General features: G+C 63.5%; 16 protein-coding genes and 2 pseudogenes. 13 read left to right on the top strand and 5 right to left on the bottom strand.

What is annotated here, in order from left to right:
* Window positions 1–82: 82 nt before the first annotated feature.
* The 4 genes from Q5701_RS19390 to Q5701_RS19375 all read left to right on the top strand — a co-directional run bounded on the left by Q5701_RS19390 (window position 83) and on the right by Q5701_RS19375 (window position 4,167).
* Window positions 83–1,057 carry an HpcH/HpaI aldolase/citrate lyase family protein gene (locus Q5701_RS19390; protein WP_306752598.1) on the top strand — a complete coding sequence of 325 codons (975 nt, stop codon included), beginning with the start codon at window positions 83–85 and terminating at the stop codon, window positions 1,055–1,057.
* Window positions 1,054–2,316 carry a glycerate kinase type-2 family protein gene (locus Q5701_RS19385; protein ID WP_306752597.1) on the top strand — a complete coding sequence of 421 codons (1,263 nt, stop codon included), beginning with the start codon at window positions 1,054–1,056 and terminating at the stop codon, window positions 2,314–2,316. Before Q5701_RS19390 ends, Q5701_RS19385 begins: the two co-directional genes overlap by 4 nt.
* Before the next feature lie 1,011 nt (window positions 2,317–3,327).
* Window positions 3,328–3,804, top strand: coding sequence for a nucleoside deaminase (locus Q5701_RS19380; RefSeq protein WP_306752596.1), 477 nt, complete (start codon window positions 3,328–3,330; stop codon window positions 3,802–3,804).
* A gap of 129 nt (window positions 3,805–3,933) precedes the next feature.
* Window positions 3,934–4,167, top strand: a complete 234-nt coding sequence (locus Q5701_RS19375) for a DUF6429 family protein (RefSeq protein ID WP_306752595.1) — start codon at window positions 3,934–3,936, stop codon at window positions 4,165–4,167.
* Between the two features lie 21 nt (window positions 4,168–4,188).
* Here Q5701_RS19375 and Q5701_RS19370 read toward each other — a convergent pair.
* Window positions 4,189–4,386 (bottom strand): annotated as a pseudogene (locus tag Q5701_RS19370) (transposase domain-containing protein); the annotation flags it as partial.
* Here Q5701_RS19370 and Q5701_RS19365 point away from each other — a divergent pair.
* Complete coding sequence (locus Q5701_RS19365; RefSeq protein ID WP_306752594.1) at window positions 4,383–5,681, top strand: ATP-binding protein; 1,299 nt, start codon at window positions 4,383–4,385, stop codon at window positions 5,679–5,681. The pseudogene Q5701_RS19370 and the gene Q5701_RS19365 overlap by 4 nt on opposite strands.
* Window positions 5,682–5,882: 201 nt before the next feature.
* Window positions 5,883–5,990: pseudogene (locus Q5701_RS19360) on the top strand (IS5/IS1182 family transposase); the annotation flags it as partial.
* A 278-nt stretch (window positions 5,991–6,268) separates the two neighbouring features.
* Here Q5701_RS19360 and Q5701_RS19355 read toward each other — a convergent pair.
* Window positions 6,269–9,007, bottom strand: coding sequence for a M64 family metallopeptidase (locus Q5701_RS19355; protein ID WP_306752593.1), 2,739 nt, complete (start codon window positions 9,005–9,007; stop codon window positions 6,269–6,271).
* Entirely contained in the window at window positions 9,007–9,309 is a 303-nt protein-coding gene (locus tag Q5701_RS19350; protein WP_306752592.1) for a hypothetical protein, read from the bottom strand. The genes Q5701_RS19355 and Q5701_RS19350 overlap by 1 nt, the downstream gene beginning before the upstream one ends.
* Before the next feature lie 855 nt (window positions 9,310–10,164).
* Between Q5701_RS19350 and Q5701_RS19345 the strand changes: the two genes are divergently transcribed.
* The 5 genes from Q5701_RS19345 to Q5701_RS19325 all read left to right on the top strand — a co-directional run bounded on the left by Q5701_RS19345 (window position 10,165) and on the right by Q5701_RS19325 (window position 16,945).
* Window positions 10,165–11,007: an ArdC family protein gene (locus tag Q5701_RS19345; RefSeq protein WP_306752591.1), complete on the top strand. Its 843-nt coding sequence runs from the start codon at window positions 10,165–10,167 to the stop codon at window positions 11,005–11,007.
* 156 nt (window positions 11,008–11,163) lie between these two features.
* On the top strand, window positions 11,164–12,513 hold the full coding sequence (locus Q5701_RS19340; protein ID WP_306752590.1) for a tyrosine-type recombinase/integrase: 1,350 nt from the start codon (window positions 11,164–11,166) through the stop codon (window positions 12,511–12,513).
* Window positions 12,510–14,297 carry a hypothetical protein gene (locus Q5701_RS19335; protein ID WP_306752589.1) on the top strand — a complete coding sequence of 596 codons (1,788 nt, stop codon included), beginning with the start codon at window positions 12,510–12,512 and terminating at the stop codon, window positions 14,295–14,297. Before Q5701_RS19340 ends, Q5701_RS19335 begins: the two co-directional genes overlap by 4 nt.
* Window positions 14,294–16,456, top strand: coding sequence for an integrase (locus tag Q5701_RS19330; RefSeq protein WP_306752588.1), 2,163 nt, complete (start codon window positions 14,294–14,296; stop codon window positions 16,454–16,456). Before Q5701_RS19335 ends, Q5701_RS19330 begins: the two co-directional genes overlap by 4 nt.
* 183 nt (window positions 16,457–16,639) lie before the next feature.
* On the top strand, window positions 16,640–16,945 hold the full coding sequence (locus Q5701_RS19325) for a zincin-like metallopeptidase domain-containing protein (RefSeq protein WP_306752586.1): 306 nt from the start codon (window positions 16,640–16,642) through the stop codon (window positions 16,943–16,945).
* Window positions 16,946–17,099: 154 nt separating this feature from the next.
* Here Q5701_RS19325 and Q5701_RS19320 read toward each other — a convergent pair whose 3' ends face one another.
* Window positions 17,100–17,543: a hypothetical protein gene (locus Q5701_RS19320; protein ID WP_306752585.1), complete on the bottom strand. Its 444-nt coding sequence runs from the start codon at window positions 17,541–17,543 to the stop codon at window positions 17,100–17,102.
* Window positions 17,543–18,187 (bottom strand): hypothetical protein, encoded by a 645-nt coding sequence (locus tag Q5701_RS19315; RefSeq protein WP_306752584.1) that lies wholly within the window; start codon window positions 18,185–18,187, stop codon window positions 17,543–17,545. Before Q5701_RS19315 ends, Q5701_RS19320 begins: the two co-directional genes overlap by 1 nt.
* 360 nt (window positions 18,188–18,547) lie before the next feature.
* Between Q5701_RS19315 and Q5701_RS19310 the strand changes: the two genes are divergently transcribed.
* Both Q5701_RS19310 and Q5701_RS19305 read left to right on the top strand, forming a co-directional pair.
* Entirely contained in the window at window positions 18,548–20,737 is a 2,190-nt protein-coding gene (locus tag Q5701_RS19310) for a ParB/RepB/Spo0J family partition protein (protein ID WP_306752583.1), read from the top strand.
* A gap of 250 nt (window positions 20,738–20,987) precedes the next feature.
* Complete coding sequence (locus Q5701_RS19305; protein ID WP_306752582.1) at window positions 20,988–21,230, top strand: hypothetical protein; 243 nt, start codon at window positions 20,988–20,990, stop codon at window positions 21,228–21,230.
* Window positions 21,231–21,363 lie beyond the last annotated feature (133 nt).

Raw genomic sequence — 21,363 nt, 5'->3', positions numbered from 1 at the left:
GGCAAAAGTTGTTCCTTGACAGGCAATTTTATTTCGAACTGTTTACGGCTATCCCCCACAACACGTGCCGGAGCATCAAGCCATGAGCTTCTTTCCCATCGAACAAGCGCCTGCCCGCCTGAATCGCAGCGAACTTGCCGTGCCAGGCAGCCAGCCGCAAATGTTTGAAAAGGCTGCCGCCTCGGAAGCGGATGTTGTCTTCCTGGATCTCGAGGACGCGGTTGCGCCCGATGAAAAGGCACAGGCCCGCAAGAACATCATCAAGGCCCTGAACGAGATGGATTGGGGCAAGAAGACCATGTCGCTGCGAATCAACGGGCTTGATACGCATTACATGTACCGCGATGTCGTGGATGTCGTCGAACAGGCCGGAGAGCGGCTGGATCTTATCATGATCCCCAAGGTGGGCACCGCCGCCGACGTCTATGCCGTGGACATGATGGTCACCCAGATCGAGGATGCCAAGGGCTACAAGAAGCGCATCGGCTTCGAGCATATCATCGAAACCGCCCTAGGGATGCAGAACATCAGCGAGATCGCGGCAGCATCCAAGCGCAACGAAAGCCTGCATTTCGGCGTGGCCGACTATGCCGCCAGCACCCGCGCCCGCACCACCATCATCGGGGGCGTGAACGAAAAGTACTCGGTCCTGACCGACAAGGATGCCGATGGCGGCCGTCAGGTCCACTGGGGCGATATGTGGCATTACGCCCTGTCGCGCATGGTGGTCGCGGCCCGCGCCAATGGCCTGCGCCCGATCGATGGCCCCTTTGGCGACTTCTCGGATCCCGAAGGCTACAAGGCCGCCGCCTATCGTGCCGCCGTGCTGGGCTGCGAGGGCAAATGGGCGATCCATCCCAGCCAGATCGCACTGGCCAACGAGGTGATGAGCCCCTCGACCGCCGAGGTCGCGCGTGCCCAGAAGATCCTCGACGCCATGGCCAAGGCCGAGGCCGAAGGCAAGGGCGCGGTCTCGCTGGACGGGCGGCTGATCGACTATGCCTCGATCCGGCAGGCCGAGGTTCTGGTCCAGAAAGCCCGCCAAATCGCCGCATGACACCGACGATTGCCGAGATGCGCGCGCTGGCACGAAAGCTTTACGACGAGGCCGTTCGCGCGGCCGATCCCGCCCGGGCCGTGCGCCGGCATTTGGACAAGCATCTCCCCGCCGCGTTGCCGGCGGGGGGCCGCAACATCCTGATCGCCATCGGCAAGGCCGCCCCCGCCATGCTGGCCGAGGCCATGCAGCACCTGCCCGAACCGCGCCTGGCGCTTGCCGTGACGCATTACGGCAACGACCGGACGATCCCCGGCGCCACCGTGCTGACCGCGGGCCATCCCGAACCGGACGAGGCGGGTTTGCGCGCGGGCCGGCGCATCGTCCAGATGCTTGATGAAGCGGGGGCGCAGGACCGGATCTATGCGCTGATCTCGGGCGGCGGCTCGGCCCTGGTGCCGGCGCCGCGCCCGCCCCTGACGCTGGCCGACAAGCAGCAGGTGAACCGCCTGCTGCTGGCCAGCGGACTGGAGATCGGACAGGTCAACCTGATCCGCCAGCAACTCTCGGATCTGAAGGGCGGGGGCTTCCTGCGCCATGCCGCCCCGGCCCCGGTCAGGGCGCTGATCCTGTCAGACGTGATCGGCAACGACCTGGGCGCCATCGCCAGCGGCCCCACGGTCGCCCCCCTGGGCAGCGCACGGGACGCGCTGGACCTGCTGGCGCAGCGCGGGCTTCTGGAAAGGCTTCCCCCTGCGGTGGTCAGGGTGTTGACCGAAGGGCACACGGCACCGTTCCTGCCCCTGGCCGACAACCATCTGATCGGCAGCAACGAAAGCTCGCTTGCGGCAATGCAGGATGCGGTCCCGTCTGATTGGAATGCGCATATTGTCAGCAATCGCCTGGTCGGCGATGTGTCCGACGCCGCCGCCCGCATTGCCAGGGCTGCCGAGCAGGCGTCTTGCGACAGGCCGCAGGTGCTGGTCTTCGGAGGGGAAACCACCGTGACCTTGCGCGGAAACGGCAAGGGCGGGCGCAACCAAGAACTGGCGCTGCGCGTGGCGATGCTGGGCCAGGACTGGCGGCGGCCTTGGGTGTTTCTCAGCGGGGGCACGGATGGCCGGGACGGTCCGACGGACGCGGCGGGGGGCATGGTGGACGGCACCACCCTTGGCCGGATCCAGGGCGCAGGCGTCGATTGCGCCGCGCTGCTGGACAACAACGACAGCCATGCCGCGCTGTCTGCGGCCGGTGACCTGCTTGTCACCGGGGCCACCGGCACCAACGTGGCGGATGTTCAGGTCCTGCTGCTGTCCTGAACAGGGCGCCGTGGCCATGCGGTCTCGCAGGTTCCTGCCCGTTCGCCAGACATCCGCCGTAGCAGCGACAATGCTGGCAGATGAATTGGATAAACGATGCTGTCCGGCAGTCCAGCCCCTGTCATGACCAGCATACGGCAACGGTCACAGCCAGGCATCGGGACGATTCCCTGAAACCGTATGGGCTTCGTGGGCAAGATGCGACAGCGTGCTGAAGTCGAGCCACGCTCCGGTCCGGGCCGGCCAGGGGCCGCAGGCTCTCAGCAAAGCCAGCTGTCTGCCCCGGGGCCATGCCGAACACACCCTTCATCCTCAGGCAGGCCCTAAATGGCTGCGTCCCTGAAGCCTGGCTGTCGGCGGCGCGTGTCAGTTGGCCCGGCCTTTCCCGCCATCTCGGGACCGAACTCGATCAAACGAGCCACGGCGCCTCAGGGCATCGTTGCAGACGGTCCGTTCCCGGCCTTGGAGGCAGGCGGTGCAGGTCTGCTCATGTCCCGGAGCGACAACGCCGGATCCATGAAACGAAGCCTGCAGCCGGTTGGTGCGATAGGGCCCAATTAACGAGAATTGATCTGGCGTACCCGTCCTGGTCAAGTCGGTTTAGGGGCCAATTGCGATCGGCTTTGACGAGAGCGTTGGCCGTTTCGATGAGCTTTCGCATAAGCGTGACGATGGCCAGCTTGCCGGGCTTTCCGGCCTCGCGCAGGGCGTGATCCTTCGCCTTGAGATCAGGGTGGAAGCGCATGGCCACGAGGACGGGCATGTAGAGCGCGTCACGCAGGGGCTTTCGCCCGCCGCCGCTCGACGAGGGTCAACCGCCGATACCGCCCGCCATAAACAGCCTAGGGGGCAGTGGCTCCTGTATACCCTCAAGAGCCAGCTCCTGAATAAGACAAGCAGATCAGGTCGATTGCGTGATCTACAGCATCATCGAAACCGATCCGGCACCTGTTGCGGACGAGGATGTTTGCTGCAACGGTTCGATACGTCTGGTTCAGCAAGGAGGATCTCATGATCGACGATACTGATCGCCAGTATCTGCAGCGCTGTGTGGAACTGGCAGCCGAGGCGCTTGCCAGCGGGAATGAGCCATTCGGATCCGTGCTTGTGTCTGGGGACGGTAACGTCCTGTTCGAAGATCACAACCGCATCGGGGAAGGCGATCACACCCGGCATCCGGAATTCGCCATTGCCCGCTGGGCTGCCAACAACATGACCGCCAAAGATCGTGCCAGGGCAACCGTCTACACCTCGGGCGAACATTGCCCGATGTGTGCGGCAGCGCATGGCTGGGTTGGTCTGGGCCGCATCGTTTATGCAAGCTCGGCGGCACAGATGACGGAGTGGCTCTCCGAACTGGGCGTTCCCGCGTTCCGGGTCCTGCCCCTGCCCATAGACGAGGTCATCCGCGACACCCGGGTTGACGGTCCGGTCGAGGAGTTTGCCCAGCAGGTCCGAAAGCTGCACATCCAGTCCCATTCCGGCTGATCCAGCCAACTTCAGGCGCGCCACATCGCAAGGTTGGTAACCACCCGTTTTGCACCGAGGCCATTTTGCATTGACAGGCGTTGATGATGTTGTGTCTCGCGCTACGGCTCTGCTTGGCAGGTTCGGCCCATGGAGATTGATCGGAACAAGATCGACAAGGCTGTTCTGGCGCTGCTGTGGTTGACGCTGCATGACGAGCGGCTGGCGTGGAAAGGCTTCGACTGGGACGCCTTGGAGCGGTTGCACGCGCGGGGCCTTATCGCCGATCCGGTCAACAAGGCAAAGTCGGTCATCCTGACCGATGAGGGTCTGAGGCAGTCCCAGGAACTCTTCCAGGCTCTGTTTACGCGGCCTCGGTCTTGACCGTCCCATTGGCGTCCAGTTCTAGGGCAGCAGTTCGCCGAGACGGGTGTTCATGTGATCGTGGATGCGGTCCAGGACATCGGCGAGATAGGCCTGCGGATCTAGCCCGTTCATCTTTGCTGTTTCAATGACGGTCAGGGCGCGAGCAAGCGTTTCGCCGCCCGCGTCCGAACCCGCAAATAGCCAGTTCCGTCTGCCGATACCAATTGCCCTCCATGCCTTCCTATCGCGGATGCTTGGCGCAGAAATCCGGGATCGCGGCAACCAGCATCACCGCGCTGATTGCCCGTCACGAACTGGACGAGGTCTTCGATGCAGCCCTTCAGGAAGCGGCACAACGGATCCTTCCACTCGCCGTGATGGATATCCTGGAGCGCGAGGACGAGGGCATCACTCAGCGCCTGGCCGCAATCCGCGATCACGATGAGCTGTTTACCTATGTCGTCCGCGACAATCAGGATCGCCTGCTGCTGCAATCCCATGCCGCCGATCCATCGATCTTTCCGCCCTGGAGCGGCATGGGGTTCAGCCGGTCCGAAACCCACAGGTTCTACAATGACGATGCGGTGCAGGGCACGATCAGGATCACCGTGGCCGAGCCGCTGGCCCACCGCGACTTCGTGGCGAGGGAGATCCAGGTTGGGCTAGGCCTGCCGCTTCTGTTCGTGGTCCCGGTGGCGCTTCTGGTGATCTTTCTTGCGGTCAGGACCAATCTCGCGCCGCTGCGGCGGTATCACGACAAGCTGGCCACCCTTGGGGCCCGCGACTTGACCCAGGTTGCCACCGACGGCCTGCCGAGCGAGATGGTCCCGGTCGCAGAGACACTGAACGGGCTTTTGTCACGGCTGTCGGATGCCTTCGAGGCCGAGCGCAGCTTCGCGGCCAATGCCGCACATGAATTGCGCACCCCTCTTTCCGGCGCCATCGCTCAGGCGCAGCGTCTGCAGGCAGAGACGGATGATCCCCAAGCCGAGGCGCGTGCCGCCGAGATCGAGGCAACCCTGAAGCGCCTGACGCGCCTGTCCGAACGCCTGATGCAACTGGCCCGCGCGGAAGGCGGACGATTGCGGCGCGACGAGGTTGCGGACCTTAGCCCTGTGGCCCGTATCGTCGTGGATGATCTGTCGGGGGCGACGGACGAAGGCCGTATTGTCCTGACGCTACCTGACACGCCGGTCTTGTCCGACTTGGATCCCGACATCTTCGCCATCCTTCTGCGCAATCTTGTGGAAAATGCCCTGCGCCATGGGGCTGCGGGAACTGTTGTCGATGTCTCGCTGACAGACGACGGCGTGCTCATCGTGGCCAATGACGGGCCGGTGGTTCCCCAGGACATTCTGGACCGCCTCACGAACCGGTTCGAACGGGCGGCTGCGCGCGGAGACGGCAGCGGGCTAGGATTGGCCATCGTCGCGGCCATCGCCGAGAGAACGGGATCGCGGCTGGACCTCCGGTCACCGCGTTCGGGACAACCCAGTGGATTCGAGACACGGTTCACTTTGCCAAGACCATGACCATGACCATGACCATGACCACGCATCCTGACAGTTTCGAAATGACCGGTGCAATAGGAACCCGCAGCAGCTTCAGGTCGTGTCGCGGATGCTTTGGAAATTCCTTGGCGGCTTGCTCCGGACCTGTGAAGGCTCGGTTTTTCAGGCGGCGAGGTCAAGGGGCATCGGCTCGATGGGCTGAGCGAGGGTCTCTCGGACCGCTTTCGCCGCCTCGCCATCCGGTATGAGCGGCGCGCCGACATCCATGAGGCCTTCGTGATCCTCGGCTGCGCTCTCATCTGCCTCAACCAGATCAGAAGGTTTTGTTAGGTGTTCTTAGTCCTCCTGCCCCCTCTGTGTTGACAGGAGGTAGGGATGCTGCGCGGCGGATGAGCGTCCGCTTCAGCTTGATACTGCAATTGCCATGCTGCACCGCCATCAGACGGCTTCCCGCCCTGCAGCGACGTTCGGACTTTCGCAGCCGACAGACCTAAACTGGGACTTTTCCCGCCAGGAATGTCGCCCACGGCCTGATTGTCGTTCGAGGTGGCAGCGGCACAGGGTACTGCTGCAGATGTGTTTGCTGAACAAAAGGAGCGGCTGCCAGTTCACCGCAACAGATCTGTGATCCTCTTGATGATGTCGTTGCGATCATCCTCTTTGCAACCACAGCGCTTCGCGGTCTTCAGGCATCGGCAAAGCTCATCCAGGTTAAACCCCGCCGATTTCAGGCGTTCGGCCAAGCGCGGATCGATGACCTTCCCACAGAATAAGCATTCGAGAAGATCGCCCCAGTCGACGCCGTCACCAGAGCCGGGACCGGAGCCGCCCCCTGACGGTGCGCCCCCGCCATTGGGATTGTCGCCTCCCTGCCAAACGGCAGCCGTACGCAGCGCTTCGCGCATGAACGGCTGCTCGTGAGATGTCGTGCCGGAAGCAAGGAAGCGGAACTTCCAGACGCCGCTTTGATCTGCGACAACGGTGTTCTGGAACACCCCGGGGTCACCTGCCACAGCGGGCAGAGGCAGCAGCGCTGTTGTTCCATCCGGCCGGACAAGCTCGGCCCGCACCGCAGCAGAGCCGCGGAAGATCGCCCCGTACTCGGTCAGCACCGCGCGGGCTGTGACGGTGGCACCCGGCTGCAGGCTGGTCTGGTGCAGGGCAGGGCTCATGCGCAGGTTCGACAGGGCGGTTACGCTGACCGAATAGGGGATCGTGAAACTGGCGCCGCTCCATCCCGGATTGTCCTTGATGCCCGTGCCCCGCGGATTGAGCGCCAGGAGCAGGGTCCATCGGCCCGTCTGGGCGGGCTGGCCGCCTGCAAGAAGCGGCAGGCCCGCGCGCATGTGCATCACCCGCGGGCTGGCCCGTGCGATCAGGGCAGGGTCCCCGAAGCCCACGATGTCGCCGGCTGGCGTTTCCAGGGCCATGATGAAGAAATGCGCAGGCTTGCCCAGGGCAATGGCCGTGATCTCGACATCCTGTTCGGTGACATCAAAGGGAATACGGACAACCTCTCCCGGTGCGATCCGCCCTTCGGGATCAAGAACCACATCGTTGTTGTTCACGCCGGCCAGGATCTGAAGATAATACTTCTCGAGCAGGAAGCCGTCATTGGTTGAGAGGTTGCCGGTCATCAGAAGATAGCCGCCTGTCCCGCTGGTCAGGGCATTCAGCGTGGCGGGGCGGATCTGTTCAGGCGTGCCCAGACCAATGGCATAGACTTGGGAGGTGATGGCATCCGCAACATCGGCGACCCGCTTGTCCGCCGTCTCGATCCCATCGGTCATGACCAGCATGGCGCGATTGTCCCAGGTGCCGGGTGCGCCGGTCAGCTTTTGGGCGGCCAGCTCTATCCCGTCCCCGATCGCGGTCAGGCCGCCGGGATTGGACACATGGGCGCCGATGGCACCGATCGCCGCATCGCGTCCCTGACCCGCCCCTGGGGCGCCCGCGACAGCCACGTCGAGGATGGGATGAGGGTCTTGATCATAGGCGTTGATGCCGATGCCATTGTCGTCCCAAAGAAGGTCGGCAAAGACCGAGGCTGCGTCTCGGAGCACCTGTTCCTTCGTGCGTCCTTCGTCCGTGAGATCAAGCATCGAACCTGACTTGTCGAAGACCAGCTGCGTGGCGACACGGGGGCGGGCAATCACGTTCGCAACCAGTGTGACGAGGAAGTCCTCGCCCGTTTCAAGACAGCGGATCGTAATCTGCTGTGACGGGACCGGACCCGGCGTCGGGCCGGCTTGGAACTGCAACCAGACATAGCCCGGCCAGGGTGCAGGCCCAGCTGGCGGGGCCACGACCAGGGTGCCGGTTGCGGGAGCAAAGGGTGCGGTTGGGGGGGTGATGATCTGGAACGTCACCGGCAGGGCGCTGTTCACGTTGAAGCGCGCGGCGCGATTGACAGTGAGGCCGGTCGGTACGTCGTTGAAGTCGACAGTCGGTGTGGCCAAGGTCACGTCGCCGCCAGGTGCGGGCTGCGCGAAGGGCGCCATATCGGCCACGATCTTGCCGGTGCAAACCGGGCAAAACGGCTCTGCCGTATCGCGCATCATGCAGGTCCAGACTGGACGAAAGGCACCGCAGTGGCTGTACTTGGCTCCCTCGAAGGTGCCGACGACACCTGCCGCAACGGGACTGGGGCCGGGGTCGGTCGATGCGCAATTCGGGTTGGACCGTGTAGGCGACGCTGAACCGGCGGTCACCAGGGATTTCCATTTCACCAAAGCAGGGTCCGGCTGAATGGTGACGTTGACTTCGTCTGGCTCACCGTCCGCAAAGGTGTCGGGACCGCCGTAATCATACTCATCAGCCAGCTCAAAGGCCGAGTGGCCGATCTCGTGAAGCACGACCTCGCGCCAGTCACTTGACTGGTTGCTGGACCATGCGATCGTGCCCCCGGCACCGCCACGTTCCGGATCATTCACCAGGACCTGGATCTGGTTCCAGTCCGGCAAGAGGCTGGCAACGGTTGTTTCAACAAGCGCGCTGTCGCCGCTGAGAAGCCGTTGAGTCGTGCCATCCGAGCAGAAAGTGGAGTCGAAGTAGGTGGCAGCAGTCGTGGCGGCGCCGTTGACCCCGTCGCAGTCGGGATTGTCGGCGCCCAAATCCGTCGAGGTGACGTCCAGCCGATAGATGTTGATGCCGGCAATGATCTCAGGCCGGTCAAAGGGAGGCACTGTGAAGATGAAATCGCGGACCGCGTCAGCATCGGCCGCGAATTGGGCCATTTCGGTGTTGCGATAGCCGTCCGAGACGATCACGAGGTTCCACCGCGATGCAGGAGATCCGGAGTCGAAGATCTTCGTCATTCCGATGACGGTCCCGTCAGACGTACCCATCAGCGTGCCTCCTCTTTGCCATCCTGGCGGAGACTGATCTCGGCGATCACGCGCTTCTGAATGCGTGCCTCGGCATTGCCGGCGTCCGCACTGCGCCGCCCACGCTTCGCAGCGGTCGCATCGACCACCGCCGCGGATCGTGCCCGCTCGTCGGCAGGCACGCGGACAAAAATCACCTTGCCTTGCGGTACGGGCGCCCGGCCAAAAGGACGATCTGGATCGCCCGTTGGATATTCGAGCATATCCGGCAGGCTTTGCGTGACAGCGCGACGATAAAGGGTTCGGCCCTGTTCATCCCGCAATTCCAGAAACCGCCCGACTGTATTGCTCTCTTTTTCCGATCGGGATGTCCGATCCCTGACATAAGGCCTTTCTGGATCACTCCAGGTGCCTCCAGGGGTGCGAGCCGTGATCCGATCTGCCGATCTGGCAATGTAGCCGTCGCCTTCGCGAATGAATGATAATCTCCAAGATCCCGACATAATATTAACCTCAGAATATAATGACGAACGTCCGAGTTAATATTAGCAAGAAAATGGCCGAATATAAAGAAATGTAGCCGTCGCCTTCGCGAATGAATGATAATCTCCAAGATCCCGACATAATATTAACCTCAGAATATAATGACGAACGTCCGAGTTAATATTAGCAAGAAAATGGCCGAATATAAAGATAATTCCGAATAATGTCATGACCCTTATTGGCTAATGGATAAGTTCTGGTCATGGGATGCGTGATAAAGTGAATATCCTGATGGATTTTCTGAATGTATTTGCTAAATCTTTTGGTGGCTGGTGCCTCAAAGCCAGCTCGTGGTGGACTGGAGGTCAGAGCCTGCCCTTCAGAGAGAAACAGGGCCAAACGAGGTGTCCACAAAGGATCACTCGAGAATACCTGGAAATTTCAGACCGTCAGGCTGCTTCCCGCCCTTCGCGTCGTTGAAGGTCCTTTGGATCGGCCCGGTTGCGGATCGAGTACAGATCACGCATCCCGCCGGGTCGGCAACCCCAAAGAGATGTCGCGAGCTCCTGCCTTTGCTTGGTGTGGACCTCTTTGGGCTGAGCTGCCCGTGTTTGAGAGGCAGAGACCTGCCGGGTGTTCCATGACGGGTTGAGAGCGGGAGGAGAGGCCTCCAGCGCCCGTCGGAGGACATCCCGATGCCCAGACATAACCGCACCGCCCAGCCGACACCTCCCGCAAGCGGTGTCGATCCTGTGGGTTCGCGCCGCTTTGGGGGAGCCGTCACAAAGTCTCCCAGCGTGAAGCCTGGAGCGCGTGCCGATGTTTACACGCGCGTCACTGCCGAGATCATCGCGGCCATTGAGCACGGGGCAGGCGAGTGGCACGCGCCATGGTTCCACAACGGAACCAGTGCCGCCCGCCCGACCAATGTCGCGTCGGGCAGACGTTACCGTGGCATCAACACCGTGGCGCTGTGGGCGGCTGCCATGACGGACGGTTACAGCGATGGCCTGTGGGGCACCTATCGACAATGGCAGGAAGCCGGTGCGCAGGTGCGCAAGGGCGAATGCTCGACCACCGTCGTATTGTGGAAGCAGATCGCACCCTCTGATCTGACAGGTGACCATGACGATAACAACGACGACAGCAGCCGTGTCCGGATGTTTGCCAAGACCTTCTCCGTGTTCAACGTCGCACAGGTCGATGGATACGAGCGTCCCTCAACACGCCTCCTGCCAGAGGACGAGCGTCTGGCGCAGGCGGAGGCCTTTATTGCCAACCTGGGGATCAGGACCGTGTTCGGAGGTTCAGAAGCCTGTTATCGGGTGTCGTCAGATACGGTGTTCATGCCGGACTTCGCGTCGTTCCGGGATGCGGCGTCCTTTTACGGTGTCTGGCTTCATGAACACGGCCACGCCTCAGGGGCAAGGCACAGGCTTGACCGCGATCTCTCGGGCCGGTTCGGCTCGGCCGCCTATGCGGCGGAAGAATGCTGTGTGTTATCTGGACAGTGTGTGCCACTCGCCGCTTTGCAGTAGGATCGGGCGATGAACGCCCACGGTAGACAGTGATCAGGCCGGCCGTAGCGCTGACCTAAGAGCTGGCGGAGGCCGGCCTGATCACTGCCGGGCCATAGAGCGTATCGGGTGTGAGGTCTGCGTTCGGGTGGGGGGTCTGGGGAGGGCTTCGCGCTGATGGCGATCATTACCGTCTGCGAGCATCGTGAGGCCAAGGGTCTTGATGCGCATGTACCGCTGATCCTGCGCGATGACGCGCTTTATGATCCCGAGCTGGATCGCTTCTTTCTCGACCTGCCGCTGTCAGGTGTCCGCTCGCGGCACTCGCTTCGCGCCTACGCCTATGATGTCGCGGTCTGGCTTCGCTTTCTCGATGCCTGCGGCAAGACTGTGTGGGGTGCGACCCGGAACGATGTGGTGGCATATCACCGTGAGCGCCGCAGAGACCAAGCCGATCACCGGATCACGGCAGCAAGCTGGAATCGGGCTGTCGCCAGTCTTGATCGCCTCTACCGCTGGGGCGAGCACCACGGGCTGATCGCCGATGCGCCGTTCAGCCGGCGTGCCGTGTGGCGTCCGGCACAGGGGAGTCGCCGAGGCATGATCGTGGCGCGCAACGACGCTTATGAACGTGTTGCCAAGCGATCGGATGTGCGGTTCGTCACAATGGACGACTACCACCTTTTCCGCGAGGTCGGTCTGCGCAGCCTCACACCTGACGGCACGGATCGCCCCGGCGCTCGCGATCGGAACGGGCTGCGCAACGCGCTGTTCGCCGACCTTCTCGTCACCACCGGCCTGCGCCTCGAAGAGGCGTCAGGCCTGCTGGCTACCGAGCTCGCGGCGCTCGACCGTGACGGCGACCGGACCCAACAGCTGTGGCTGCCTCTCCCACCGCCGCTCACCAAGGGCGACCGAGGACGCAGTGTTCTGGTCCCACGCCGCCTGCTTCGTCAGATCGCTGCCTATGTCGCTGTCGAGCGCGCTGCGGGCGTGGTCAAGTTCGCAACGCGCGGCGGCGCGGCCAAGCTCGGGCAACCGATCCTTGTTACCCGCGCAGGTCTCAACCGCATGCGCGAGGTCTGCACCCCGGAGGAACGATGCCGCCTGATCCTGTGCGACGAGGATGGAACGCCGCGCGAACCGGCGGCGCTTTGGCTGACCGAAGTCGGGCAGCCGGTCCGTCCCAACTCGTGGGAGGTGATCTTCACTCGGGCCTGCAGCCGGTGTGCGGAGAACGGCTTTTCTCTGTCGATCAGCCCGCACCAGCTTCGCCACACCTTTGCAGTCCATATGCTCGCCTTGCTGATCCAGCAGCGGCTGCGCGAAGCTGCATTGCCGGCGGGTCCGGTGGAGAGCTACCGGCTGATCCTGGGCGACCCGCTGCAACAGGTGCAACGGCTTCTCGGCCACGCGAGCCTCACCACCACCTATATCTACCTCGACCATATCGCGACCCGCGCCGATACAGTGGACGCAGCCGTTGAGGAGCTGCTGGCGCTGCTGCCGGGGCCGCAGGGCACATGAGCAAGCGTCCCCGCAAGGGCCGGCCTGTCGCCTTTGCGCCGATCACCCCGGAGCGACCGCAGCCCGATCCGGTGCATGGCCTCAAGTTCACCATCGAGGCGCGGCATGGCGGGACGGTCCTGGTCGATATGAGAGGGTTCGATCCTCGCCCGCTTGCCATTGCCTTCGCCGGTGCACTGCGTCGGGTGTCGGCGCTCGGCGGATCGATCGGTGCGGCCAGCGTCATCAGGCAGTATGTCCAGGTCTATCGTCATTTCCTCGCCTGGCTTGGCAATGACGCTCCGAAGGTGGCCGGCGTCAGCGACCTGCGCGCGGTCCATGTCGATGGTTTTGCATCCGCGCTCGAACGGCGCGGAATGGGCTTGATCCACCGGCACACTACAATTGGCAAGTTCGTCAATACATTGCGCGCAATCGAGGCAGACCGGCCGGATCGGATCGCGCCTGACTTGCATGAGCGGCTGCGCTACACGCTGGCCACACCGGTGGGCCGCTCGACCCCGCGCGATGCTTATAGCCCCTTCGTCGCGCGGGCGTTGCGCGATGCGGCGCGAGCCGATGTCGAGGCGATGTTCCGCCGGATCGGTGCTGACGATCGAACCGACGAAGGTGATCCGGCCATCACCGCCGCTCGTGCCGCTGTCGAAGCAATCATCGCGCGACAGGGCTTTATCGTCGCAGACCAGCCCGAGCTGCAGAAGCTTTATTTGATGCGCATGCGGCGTAACCTGCCAACCGCGACGCTCATCAGCGACCTTCATGGCCAGTATCACATGCTCGCGCACGACCTGCCGGCGCTGCTTGTGCTGCTCACGCTCGAGACTGGCCTCGAGCCCGAGTGCCTGAAGACGCTGGCCGTGGACTGTCTCACCAGCGTCCATGTTGGCACGGTGGAGCTGCGTTACCTGAAGCGCCGCGCCCGCGGCGCCGAGCACAAGAGCATGCGGGTCCGCGATGGTGGAAGTGGCACGCCTGGTGGGCTGATCCGTCGCCTGATCGACATCACCGCCGCCGCCCGCCAGCATCTACCCGGCGATTGTCTCTGGGCCTATCACAACAATGGTGGCCTTCGCGCCGGCGTCGCCGACTTCACGTATCAACTTTCTGCCTGGGCTCGCCGTCACGGCATTGTCGATGACGACGGCAAAGCGTTGCATCTGCTGCTTTCCCGGCTCCGCAAGACCCACAAGGCGTTATGGTACATCAAGACCAACGGGCACATGGCGCGTTTCGCGGTTGGTCACACCCACGAGGTCGCGGCCCGCCACTATGCCGATCTGCCATCGCTCCGGCCCTTGCACGAGGCAGCCATCGCTAATGCTTTTCATGACGCGGTCGCGGCCTCGATGCCAACCGTGCTCCCGCCTGCGGCCGAGCAGGCCCTGCGCGAAGCACCCGAACAGGGGACGCCGGGGATGCCGCCAGACACGGTGGGTCCGTTGCTCGACGGCAAACAAGATGTCTGGCTCGCCGCCTGCGCGGGTTTCTATCGCAGCCCTTTCGCCAAGGCCGGCTCGCCCTGCGCGCAGCCCTTCTGGGGCTGTCTCGATTGCCCCAATGCAGTCATTACCGCGCGCAAGCTCCCCGCAATTCTCGCCTTCCTCACATTCACCGAAACGCAGCGACGGAGCCTGCCAGCGAACGACTGGGCGGCCAAATTTGGCGGCGTTCACGCTCGCATCACCACCCAAATCCTGCCGGCTTTCTCCGATGCCGTTATTGCCGATGCGCGCCGGCAGATGGAAAGCGAACGGCTTTATCTGCCGCCGGAGGCATATGTATGATTACCCTTGCCCAAGCTCAGGTAACGGCATTTGACGAGCGCCCCGTGTTGGCGACTGCGGCGCTGAAGGCAGACTATGCCCGCGAACAGTTGTCGCGCGTTGGCGACCCGATCTGGGATCTTGGTCCCGCCGTATTTCGCGAGAACGCCCGGCGTTGCCACGTCACCGTGCATTTCGACGTGCTTGAACATGCCGATGTGCAGGTGGCGATGCGCGCCTATCTTTATGCCCGACTCAACGTCGATCTTCCCGGCTACCGCCAGAAGCTGGCGCCTGCGAGCATCCGTCAGGCATTCAACCACGCACGCCGGTTCTTTGCCTTTGCGCGCCTGGCGCTCGGACGGCTCGACCTTGGCAGCATCGATCAGGCGTTGGCCGATGCTTATGCCCGGCATCTCCGAGCCGATCCGGCCCGGCGACCCGTCATCGTCGGCCACCTCCTCGAAGTGGTCTCCGATCTCTATCACTATCGTAACCATTTCCCTGGCGGTGGCCTTGTATTCGAGCCCTGGGCTGGACAGGCGCCCGCCCGCGTCGCTGGCTATCGGTATGTCGTGGAGAACCAGACCCCGCGGTTTCCGGAGGATGTCATTGCCGCACTGCTCGCCTGGTCATTGCGATACGTCACCATCTTCGCCAGCGATATTCTGGCAGCCCGCCGCGAACTCGAACGGCTCGAAGCGCGCCGTGATTGCCTTGTCGCCGCCGACTCCGGCTTCTCGGATACTGATCGCCGTCAGCGGCGCTGCACCCGCCTCAAGGCTTTTTTCGATCGCTGGCGTCGTGAGGGGCGTGGCGTGCCGATCTGGGGCACCGCTCATAATGGCAAGGTGCGCGTCGATCCCAATACCGGCATCGTGACCCCACCGATCAACGCCCACCTTCTGCATCTTCATGCCGGGATTGACGCGCAGGCGGAACCGCGCGCGCATCTCATGTTGACCAGCGGCGCGTCCGAACTGATCGAAGCAGCCGCAGCCGAATTGGGCGTCGAAGCGGGCGGAATGGACACGCCGGTCTCGATCAATCCCGCTAGCGGTCGGCCATGGCGCACACGCTTCGACGCGAAGACACTCGCGCACGAGGAGCGGATGCTTCAAGCCGCCGCCTATATAGTGTGCGCCTATCTGACCGGCATGCGGGATTGCGAGGTGCAAGCGATGCGGCGCGGCTGCCTCTCGATCACGCGCAGCGAGGATGGCCTGATTGAGCGGCATCGCATTCGATCGACCATCTACAAGCGCCGGTCCGCCATGGGCGAGGCAGCAAGCTGGGTGACGGTCGAGCCGGTCGCCGATGCGGTCGCGGTGCTCGAACGCCTGTCAGAAAGACCGGCACGCGCAACCGGCAGCGATACGCTCTGGCCCGTGCTACGCCCTGGCGCCCTCACCAAGACGCATCTTTCCAGTGAGGTGGTCCGCCAGCTCAACGCCTTCCGCGACCACCTCAACGCCACCTTCGGCAGCCCCGATGCGCCGGTCATCCCTCCCGGTCCCGATGGCAAGCCGTGGCGCATCACGACGCGGCAGTTCCGCCGCACGATTGCATGGCACATCGCCAACCGTCCGTTCGGCACCATTGCCGGCATGATCCAGTACAAGCATGCCTCGGTGGCCGCGTTTGAGGGCTATGCCGGAACCAGTGCATCGGGCTTTCGCGCCGAGGTCGAGGCGCAGCGGCGACTTGGGCAGAGTGACGACTTGCTGGACTATTTCGACCGGCGGCAGGGCGGCGCATCGCTTGGGGGCCCGGCGGGGCCGCGCATCGCACGGATGCTCGACGATGCCGCTGTTCAGCTTGGGCCTTTGCCCGCGATGGTCGCCGATCGGGCCCGCCTGCGCGTCATGCTCGCCAGCGTTGCGCGCACCTTCCATGTCGGCCCACTCGCAGATTGTTTCTTCGATCCCGCGACCGCGCTTTGCCTCAAGCGTGTGACGAGCACCAATCCCGCGCAACCGCTCACTACTCTGTGCGAGCCGACCCGTTGTCCCAATGCCTGCATCACTGCCCGCCACAGGCCTGCGTGGGAGCGTGCGGCCGCTGATGCCAAGACGCATTTACGCGAACGGCGCATCTCTGATCTCCAGCGCCATGCGCTCCAACGTGAGCTCGATCGCCTAACCGCAGTGATTGCCGGGATCGATCCTCCTGCGCCGTAGACCGCCCCGGCTGTGGGCGGATCCTGCGCAGGTTGGCGCGCCGCAAGCCACGTTTCGCCAAGCTGCTCCGTATCATTTCACCCCCAAGGTGCGGCCGCCGCTTGAGCGGACTCCTCCCGTCGGTCTTGCCGCCGACTTCAGCCTCGAGGGAGCCATGGGGTCTTGGCAGTGCTTAAGGAACCGATGGCTTTTACCTTACAGCCGACATTTTCCTCTGGACTGTCAGGATATATTGCCGAGATCCTTAGCGGGCTTGTGCTTGCCGATCTAGGCATTGCCCACCATCCGCGCCCTGATCATGCCGCGTACCTTGCCTCGTGGCTGCGCGTCTTGGCGGAGGATCCCCGTGGCCTCTTCACGGCTGCCAGCAAGGCGCAACAGGCCGCCGACTGGATGCACGAGCAGCAGCCTGTACCCGCGTCTTCCGGTTTCACCGATGAGACTGAGGTGGGCCAGCCTGGTTCTCCTGCTGTCGCCGGCAACATGTAGCAAGGCACCAACCTGGACGTGCCGGGTGCACATTCTCCCGCCCCCGCCGATGCCGGACCCGCACCGCCTGCGGGAATGAGCCTCATCAAGCGGTCAGCGCCGCCATCTTTTAGGAGCGGTGCTGGCCAGCTTCATCAGCGCTGCCAAAGACATGTCAGCGCAGCCGACGCGGTTCGCTGATTTCTTCTGCATCCTCGGTCGCTTCGTGCACTTCGTCGTGGATGATCTTCCGGGTGATGTCGTTGAGGTGGGTCGTCAGGGCGCGGCTGAGTTCTTCGAACTCCGGCCAGAGCGTCACGTTCACAAAACTGGCCGGAGCGCGGACGATCACGGTCTGGCGGTGCATGCGGGCATAGCGGAACGGCTTGAGGCCATAGCGCCGGCACAGGGCAATGAACAGCTGACGTGACCAGGGATCGGTGATCGAGAACTTGAACTCCTCGGCCTGCTCCTTCCTGCTGGCCGTCTCGAACTGACGCCGAATGCGCTCCGCCGCAGCCCCTGCAGCGGATTTCTCCCCCGGGGTCGCAGCACCCGCATAGAGCGCCTCGATCTTGCGCAGCTTCTCTCGGAGCCGTTCCTCGGACGATAGGGCCATCAGTGGATCGTCGGCCGGATGGAGGGAATGCCCTCAAGCATCTGCCGCCGGGCGCGGGTGCAGGACAGCACGGCCTCGTGGATCTCGGTTTCCATGATCCGGGTCAACTCGCGCAGATGCTTGAATGTCGTCTCGAGCTTGGTGCGGTCATCGGCCTTAGGCTCGCGCTCAACAAGGCCGCAGAGCCCGGCCATCATCGCGCGCAACTCGCCAAGGTGACCAACGGCTTCATGCGCACGCTCGGGCAGGTCGATGGCATCCTCCCCGTTGAAGAGCCCTTCGATAAAGCCATCCAGTTCCTCGAGGCGGATCCGGGCGTAGAGGCCGAGATTAGCCGCCGTGGCGTCCATGGGCGTGCGGGTGAGCCGGAAAGGCTGGCTGCGTTTCTGATGCTGGGTCAATTCGTTCCACAAGCCCTGCACCAAAACCTCGAGCAGTTCGTTGAACTCATCCATGCTGTCGAAGGCGGGAAGTTCACCACCCCACAGGTCCTTGATGATCTGCAAGGGAGAAACCGACATCTCCGGGGTCGCGATATTGCCCAGAAAACGTGTCCGCACCGTGTGGAACGGTACAGGGCAGGCATGCTTCACGAGCAAGGTCTTTGCGGCTTTCTCCGGTGGAACCTTGGCAGGCTTCTTCATGATCGTCCCGTTACACATACACAGACAAAGGTAACCGCCACGTCGCGGTCGGTTGACGATTGGTAGCCTTGCGATCGCCACGGCTGCAAGGACCGGTTTAAGCTCGAATACCAGGGGCTGCCCCATCATGACCGACATCAAAGCACCTGCATCGATCCCTTCCTGGGCTCCTTTGCAAAGCGTTGCTGCCGCCCAGAGCGAAGCGGCCACAATCAGATCTGTGCCCTTTGGCCCAGAAGCTGTGATCCGCGCGCGGTCCCGGCTCCGGCGAAGCGAGAGGCAAAGGCGGGATGGGGATTTGATGACGGGTTGATAGCCAAGGAGAGAAGCTCCCCGGCGCCCGTCGCGGAGATTGTTCCCATGACCAAAGCTATCCCCAAGATCACCCTCGCATCCGCGCGCGACATTCCCTTCGACAAGCTGGTGCTGAGCCAGTCCAATGTCCGACGCATCAAGGCCGGCGTCTCGGTCGAGGATCTCGCCGCATCCATTGCCCGGCGTGGGTTGATCCAGTCGCTGCACGTCCGCCCCGTCCTGGGCGAGGACGGCGCGGAAACCGGAATGTACGAAGTTCCCGCCGGTGGTCGCCGCTTCCGTGCCTTGGAACTGCTGGTCAGCCAGAAGCGCCTGGCCAGGACCGCCCTTGTGCCCTGCATCGTCTCGGGCACCGGGACGGAAGCCGACGTGCTCGTGGCTGAGCTGTCGCTGGCGGAAAACATCGAACGGGCCCCTCTCCATCCGCTCGATCAGTTCCGGGCTTTCCAGACCATGCGTGAAAGCGGCATGACTGAGGAGGCGATTGCCGCCGCCTTCTTTGTCGACGTGAAGGTCGTCAAACAGCGGCTGCGGCTTGCTGCAGTCTCGCCGGCGCTGCTCGAGGTCTATGCCGAGGACGCCATGACGCTCGAGCAGCTGATGGCGTTCACCGTCACCGAGGATCATGCCCGCCAGGAACAGGTCTGGCAGGCGATCAAGGACAGCTGGTCGAAGGAGCCCTACACCATCCGCCGGATGCTGACCGAGACCACGGTGCGGGCCTCCGACCGGCGGGCGCTGTTCGTGGGCGTTCCTGCTTATGAAGCGGCGGGCGGCATCGTGTTGCGCGACCTCTTCGAGGGTGACGATGGCGGCTGGCTGCAGGACGCGGCCCTGCTCGACCGACTGGTCGCCGACAAGCTGAAGGCTGAGGCCGAGGTGATCGCCACCGAAGGCTGGGCTTGGGTGGAGGTGGCGGTGTCCTTTCCCTATGGCCATGATCGCGGGCTGCGGCAGCTTGCCGGCACCACGATCGACCTGACCGAAGAGGAACGCGCCACGCGTGAGGCCCTGCGCGACGAATACGACCAGTTGGAAGCTGAGCACGCCGAGGCCGAGGAACTGCCCGAGGAGATCGACCGCCGCCTGGGCGAGATCGAGACGGCGCTCGAGGCCTTCGAGGAACGACCCGTGCTATTCACGCCCGAGCAGAGGGCGCGCGCCGGTGTCTTTGTCAGCCTGAGGTCAGATGGAACGGTGGCGATCGACCGCGGCCATGTCCGGCCCGGGGACGAGACGAGCGCCGAACCAGGCGAAGATGACGCCACCAACGGATTGCGAAATCCTGACGACGGAAGCAGCGACGGAGCGGCCGCCCGGCCCACCGTCATCACGATCGACGGGCAGCAGGTTACCGGTGAAGACGGAGACGACGAAGAGGCCGATGCCATCAAGCCCTTGCCCGAGCGCCTTGTCTCCGAACTGACCGCGCATCGCACGCTGGCGCTGCGCGATGCCCTGGCCATGCACCCCCATGTGGCGCTGACCGCGCTCCTGCACCGGCTGGTTCTGGATTGCTTCGGATACCGGGCGCCCGGCGCTGCACTCGAAGTCGCCGTCCGCCCGGTGCATTTCCCCGCACAGGCCGCTGACTTGGGCGAGAGCCCGTCAGCGCAGAACATCGAGGCGCGTCATGCGGCCTGGAAAGCCGACCTGCCCAACAGTGAGGACGACGACCTGCTTTGGTCTTGGATCGACCGCCTGGACGATCCCAGCCGTTTGGCGCTGCTGGCCCATTGCGTGAGCTTCGGCGTGAACGCGCTTGTCGAGCGGCCGAACCCCTATAGCGGCACCGGCGTGAGCCAGCAGGGTCTCGACCGGCGGCTTCGGGAGGCTAACCGATTGGCCCAAGCCACTGGTCTCGATCTCGTCGAGGCCGGCTGGCGGCCCACGGTCGAGAACTATCTGGGCCGTGTGACCAAGCCCCGCATCCTCGAGGCAGTGCGCGAAGGTGCGGGTGAGGGCGCGGCCCAGCTTATCAGTCATCTGAAGAAGCCTGACATGGCCCGCGAGGCCGAGCGTCTGCTGGCAGACACCGGCTGGCTGCCCGAACCGCTGCGCTTGGCGGCGGACGCGCCGGCGCCGGAGCGCGTAGGCAACGACGAAAGTGTCGATTTGCCCGCGTTTCTTGTCGGCAATGCCGACGGTGTCGCGCCCGAAGAGGGGACCGGCGAAATCGAGAACGAGTGTCGCGGGGCAGGGGAGAGCGATCCGCAACCCGTTGCTGCCGAATAGCACTCGTCGGAGGCAGCGCAAGCTGCCTTCGCCTTCAGCCGAGCCTGCAGGCAAAGCCTACCGTGAGCCCTGGGCGTGCCATCCACAACCCCCGTCCTCCCCCACCCCGATATTGCCGGTACTGCTGCGGTGACAACCATCGTTCCGCCTCAAGAGGCAGAGCTTTTGGGGGGAGAAACAAGCCCGGTGGACAAAGAGGAGAGTGCTGCCCGGCCGTCCTGTCATCCCGTCTCTCCCGGAGGATCATCCCATGACCGATATCCAAAAACCCGATGCGCCCGATGAGGACATCGACGCTCGTATTGCGTGCGTTCTCGCCGAATACGAGGCTCATGACCGCTTTTGTGTGTGGTTTCCGAGTTCTTCGCCTCTCGGCCGACTGTTCCCAAAGGCTCTGGTCCCGGTAATTACGCACCAGGGTGGTCCTGCACAGGAACCCTGGTGCGGCTTTTCTTCAGCCAGAAAGCCAGATCATCGCACTGCAGCTCTCTAATCGACGGTGTCGGAGAACTCAGCATTGGGCGTAGTTTTCCTTGTCATTCCATAACACCCGTTAGAGGCTGAGCGGTGAACGGATGTTGGAGTGGGTGGCAAGTCAGGGACTGGCCCTTCTTACAAACCAGCCA

Origin of the sequence: Paracoccus actinidiae, assembly GCF_030863885.1 — a bacterium.
Taxonomy (GTDB): domain Bacteria; phylum Pseudomonadota; class Alphaproteobacteria; order Rhodobacterales; family Rhodobacteraceae; genus Paracoccus; species Paracoccus everestensis.
This window is presented reverse-complemented; position numbering and strand designations above follow the sequence as displayed.

Bases quoted from the DNA above. Each gene is read 5' to 3' on its own strand.
- Q5701_RS19320 (WP_306752585.1), bottom strand. From the start codon at position 17,543: ATGGCCCTATCGTCCGAGGAACGGCTCCGAGAGAAGCTGCGCAAGATC.
- Q5701_RS19310 (WP_306752583.1), top strand. From the start codon at position 18,548: ATGACCAAAGCTATCCCCAAGATCACCCTCGCATCCGCGCGCGACATT.
- Q5701_RS19305 (WP_306752582.1), top strand. From the start codon at position 20,988: ATGACCGATATCCAAAAACCCGATGCGCCCGATGAGGACATCGACGCT.
- Q5701_RS19385 (WP_306752597.1), top strand. From the start codon at position 1,054: ATGACACCGACGATTGCCGAGATGCGCGCGCTGGCACGAAAGCTTTAC.
- Q5701_RS19315 (WP_306752584.1), bottom strand. From the start codon at position 18,187: ATGAAGAAGCCTGCCAAGGTTCCACCGGAGAAAGCCGCAAAGACCTTG.
- Q5701_RS19330 (WP_306752588.1), top strand. From the start codon at position 14,294: ATGATTACCCTTGCCCAAGCTCAGGTAACGGCATTTGACGAGCGCCCC.
- Q5701_RS19380 (WP_306752596.1), top strand. From the start codon at position 3,328: ATGATCGACGATACTGATCGCCAGTATCTGCAGCGCTGTGTGGAACTG.
- Q5701_RS19345 (WP_306752591.1), top strand. From the start codon at position 10,165: ATGCCCAGACATAACCGCACCGCCCAGCCGACACCTCCCGCAAGCGGT.
- Q5701_RS19390 (WP_306752598.1), top strand. From the start codon at position 83: ATGAGCTTCTTTCCCATCGAACAAGCGCCTGCCCGCCTGAATCGCAGC.
- Q5701_RS19340 (WP_306752590.1), top strand. From the start codon at position 11,164: ATGGCGATCATTACCGTCTGCGAGCATCGTGAGGCCAAGGGTCTTGAT.
- Q5701_RS19335 (WP_306752589.1), top strand. From the start codon at position 12,510: ATGAGCAAGCGTCCCCGCAAGGGCCGGCCTGTCGCCTTTGCGCCGATC.
- Q5701_RS19375 (WP_306752595.1), top strand. From the start codon at position 3,934: ATGGAGATTGATCGGAACAAGATCGACAAGGCTGTTCTGGCGCTGCTG.
- Q5701_RS19355 (WP_306752593.1), bottom strand. From the start codon at position 9,007: ATGGGTACGTCTGACGGGACCGTCATCGGAATGACGAAGATCTTCGAC.
- Q5701_RS19365 (WP_306752594.1), top strand. From the start codon at position 4,383: ATGCCTTCCTATCGCGGATGCTTGGCGCAGAAATCCGGGATCGCGGCA.
- Q5701_RS19325 (WP_306752586.1), top strand. From the start codon at position 16,640: ATGGCTTTTACCTTACAGCCGACATTTTCCTCTGGACTGTCAGGATAT.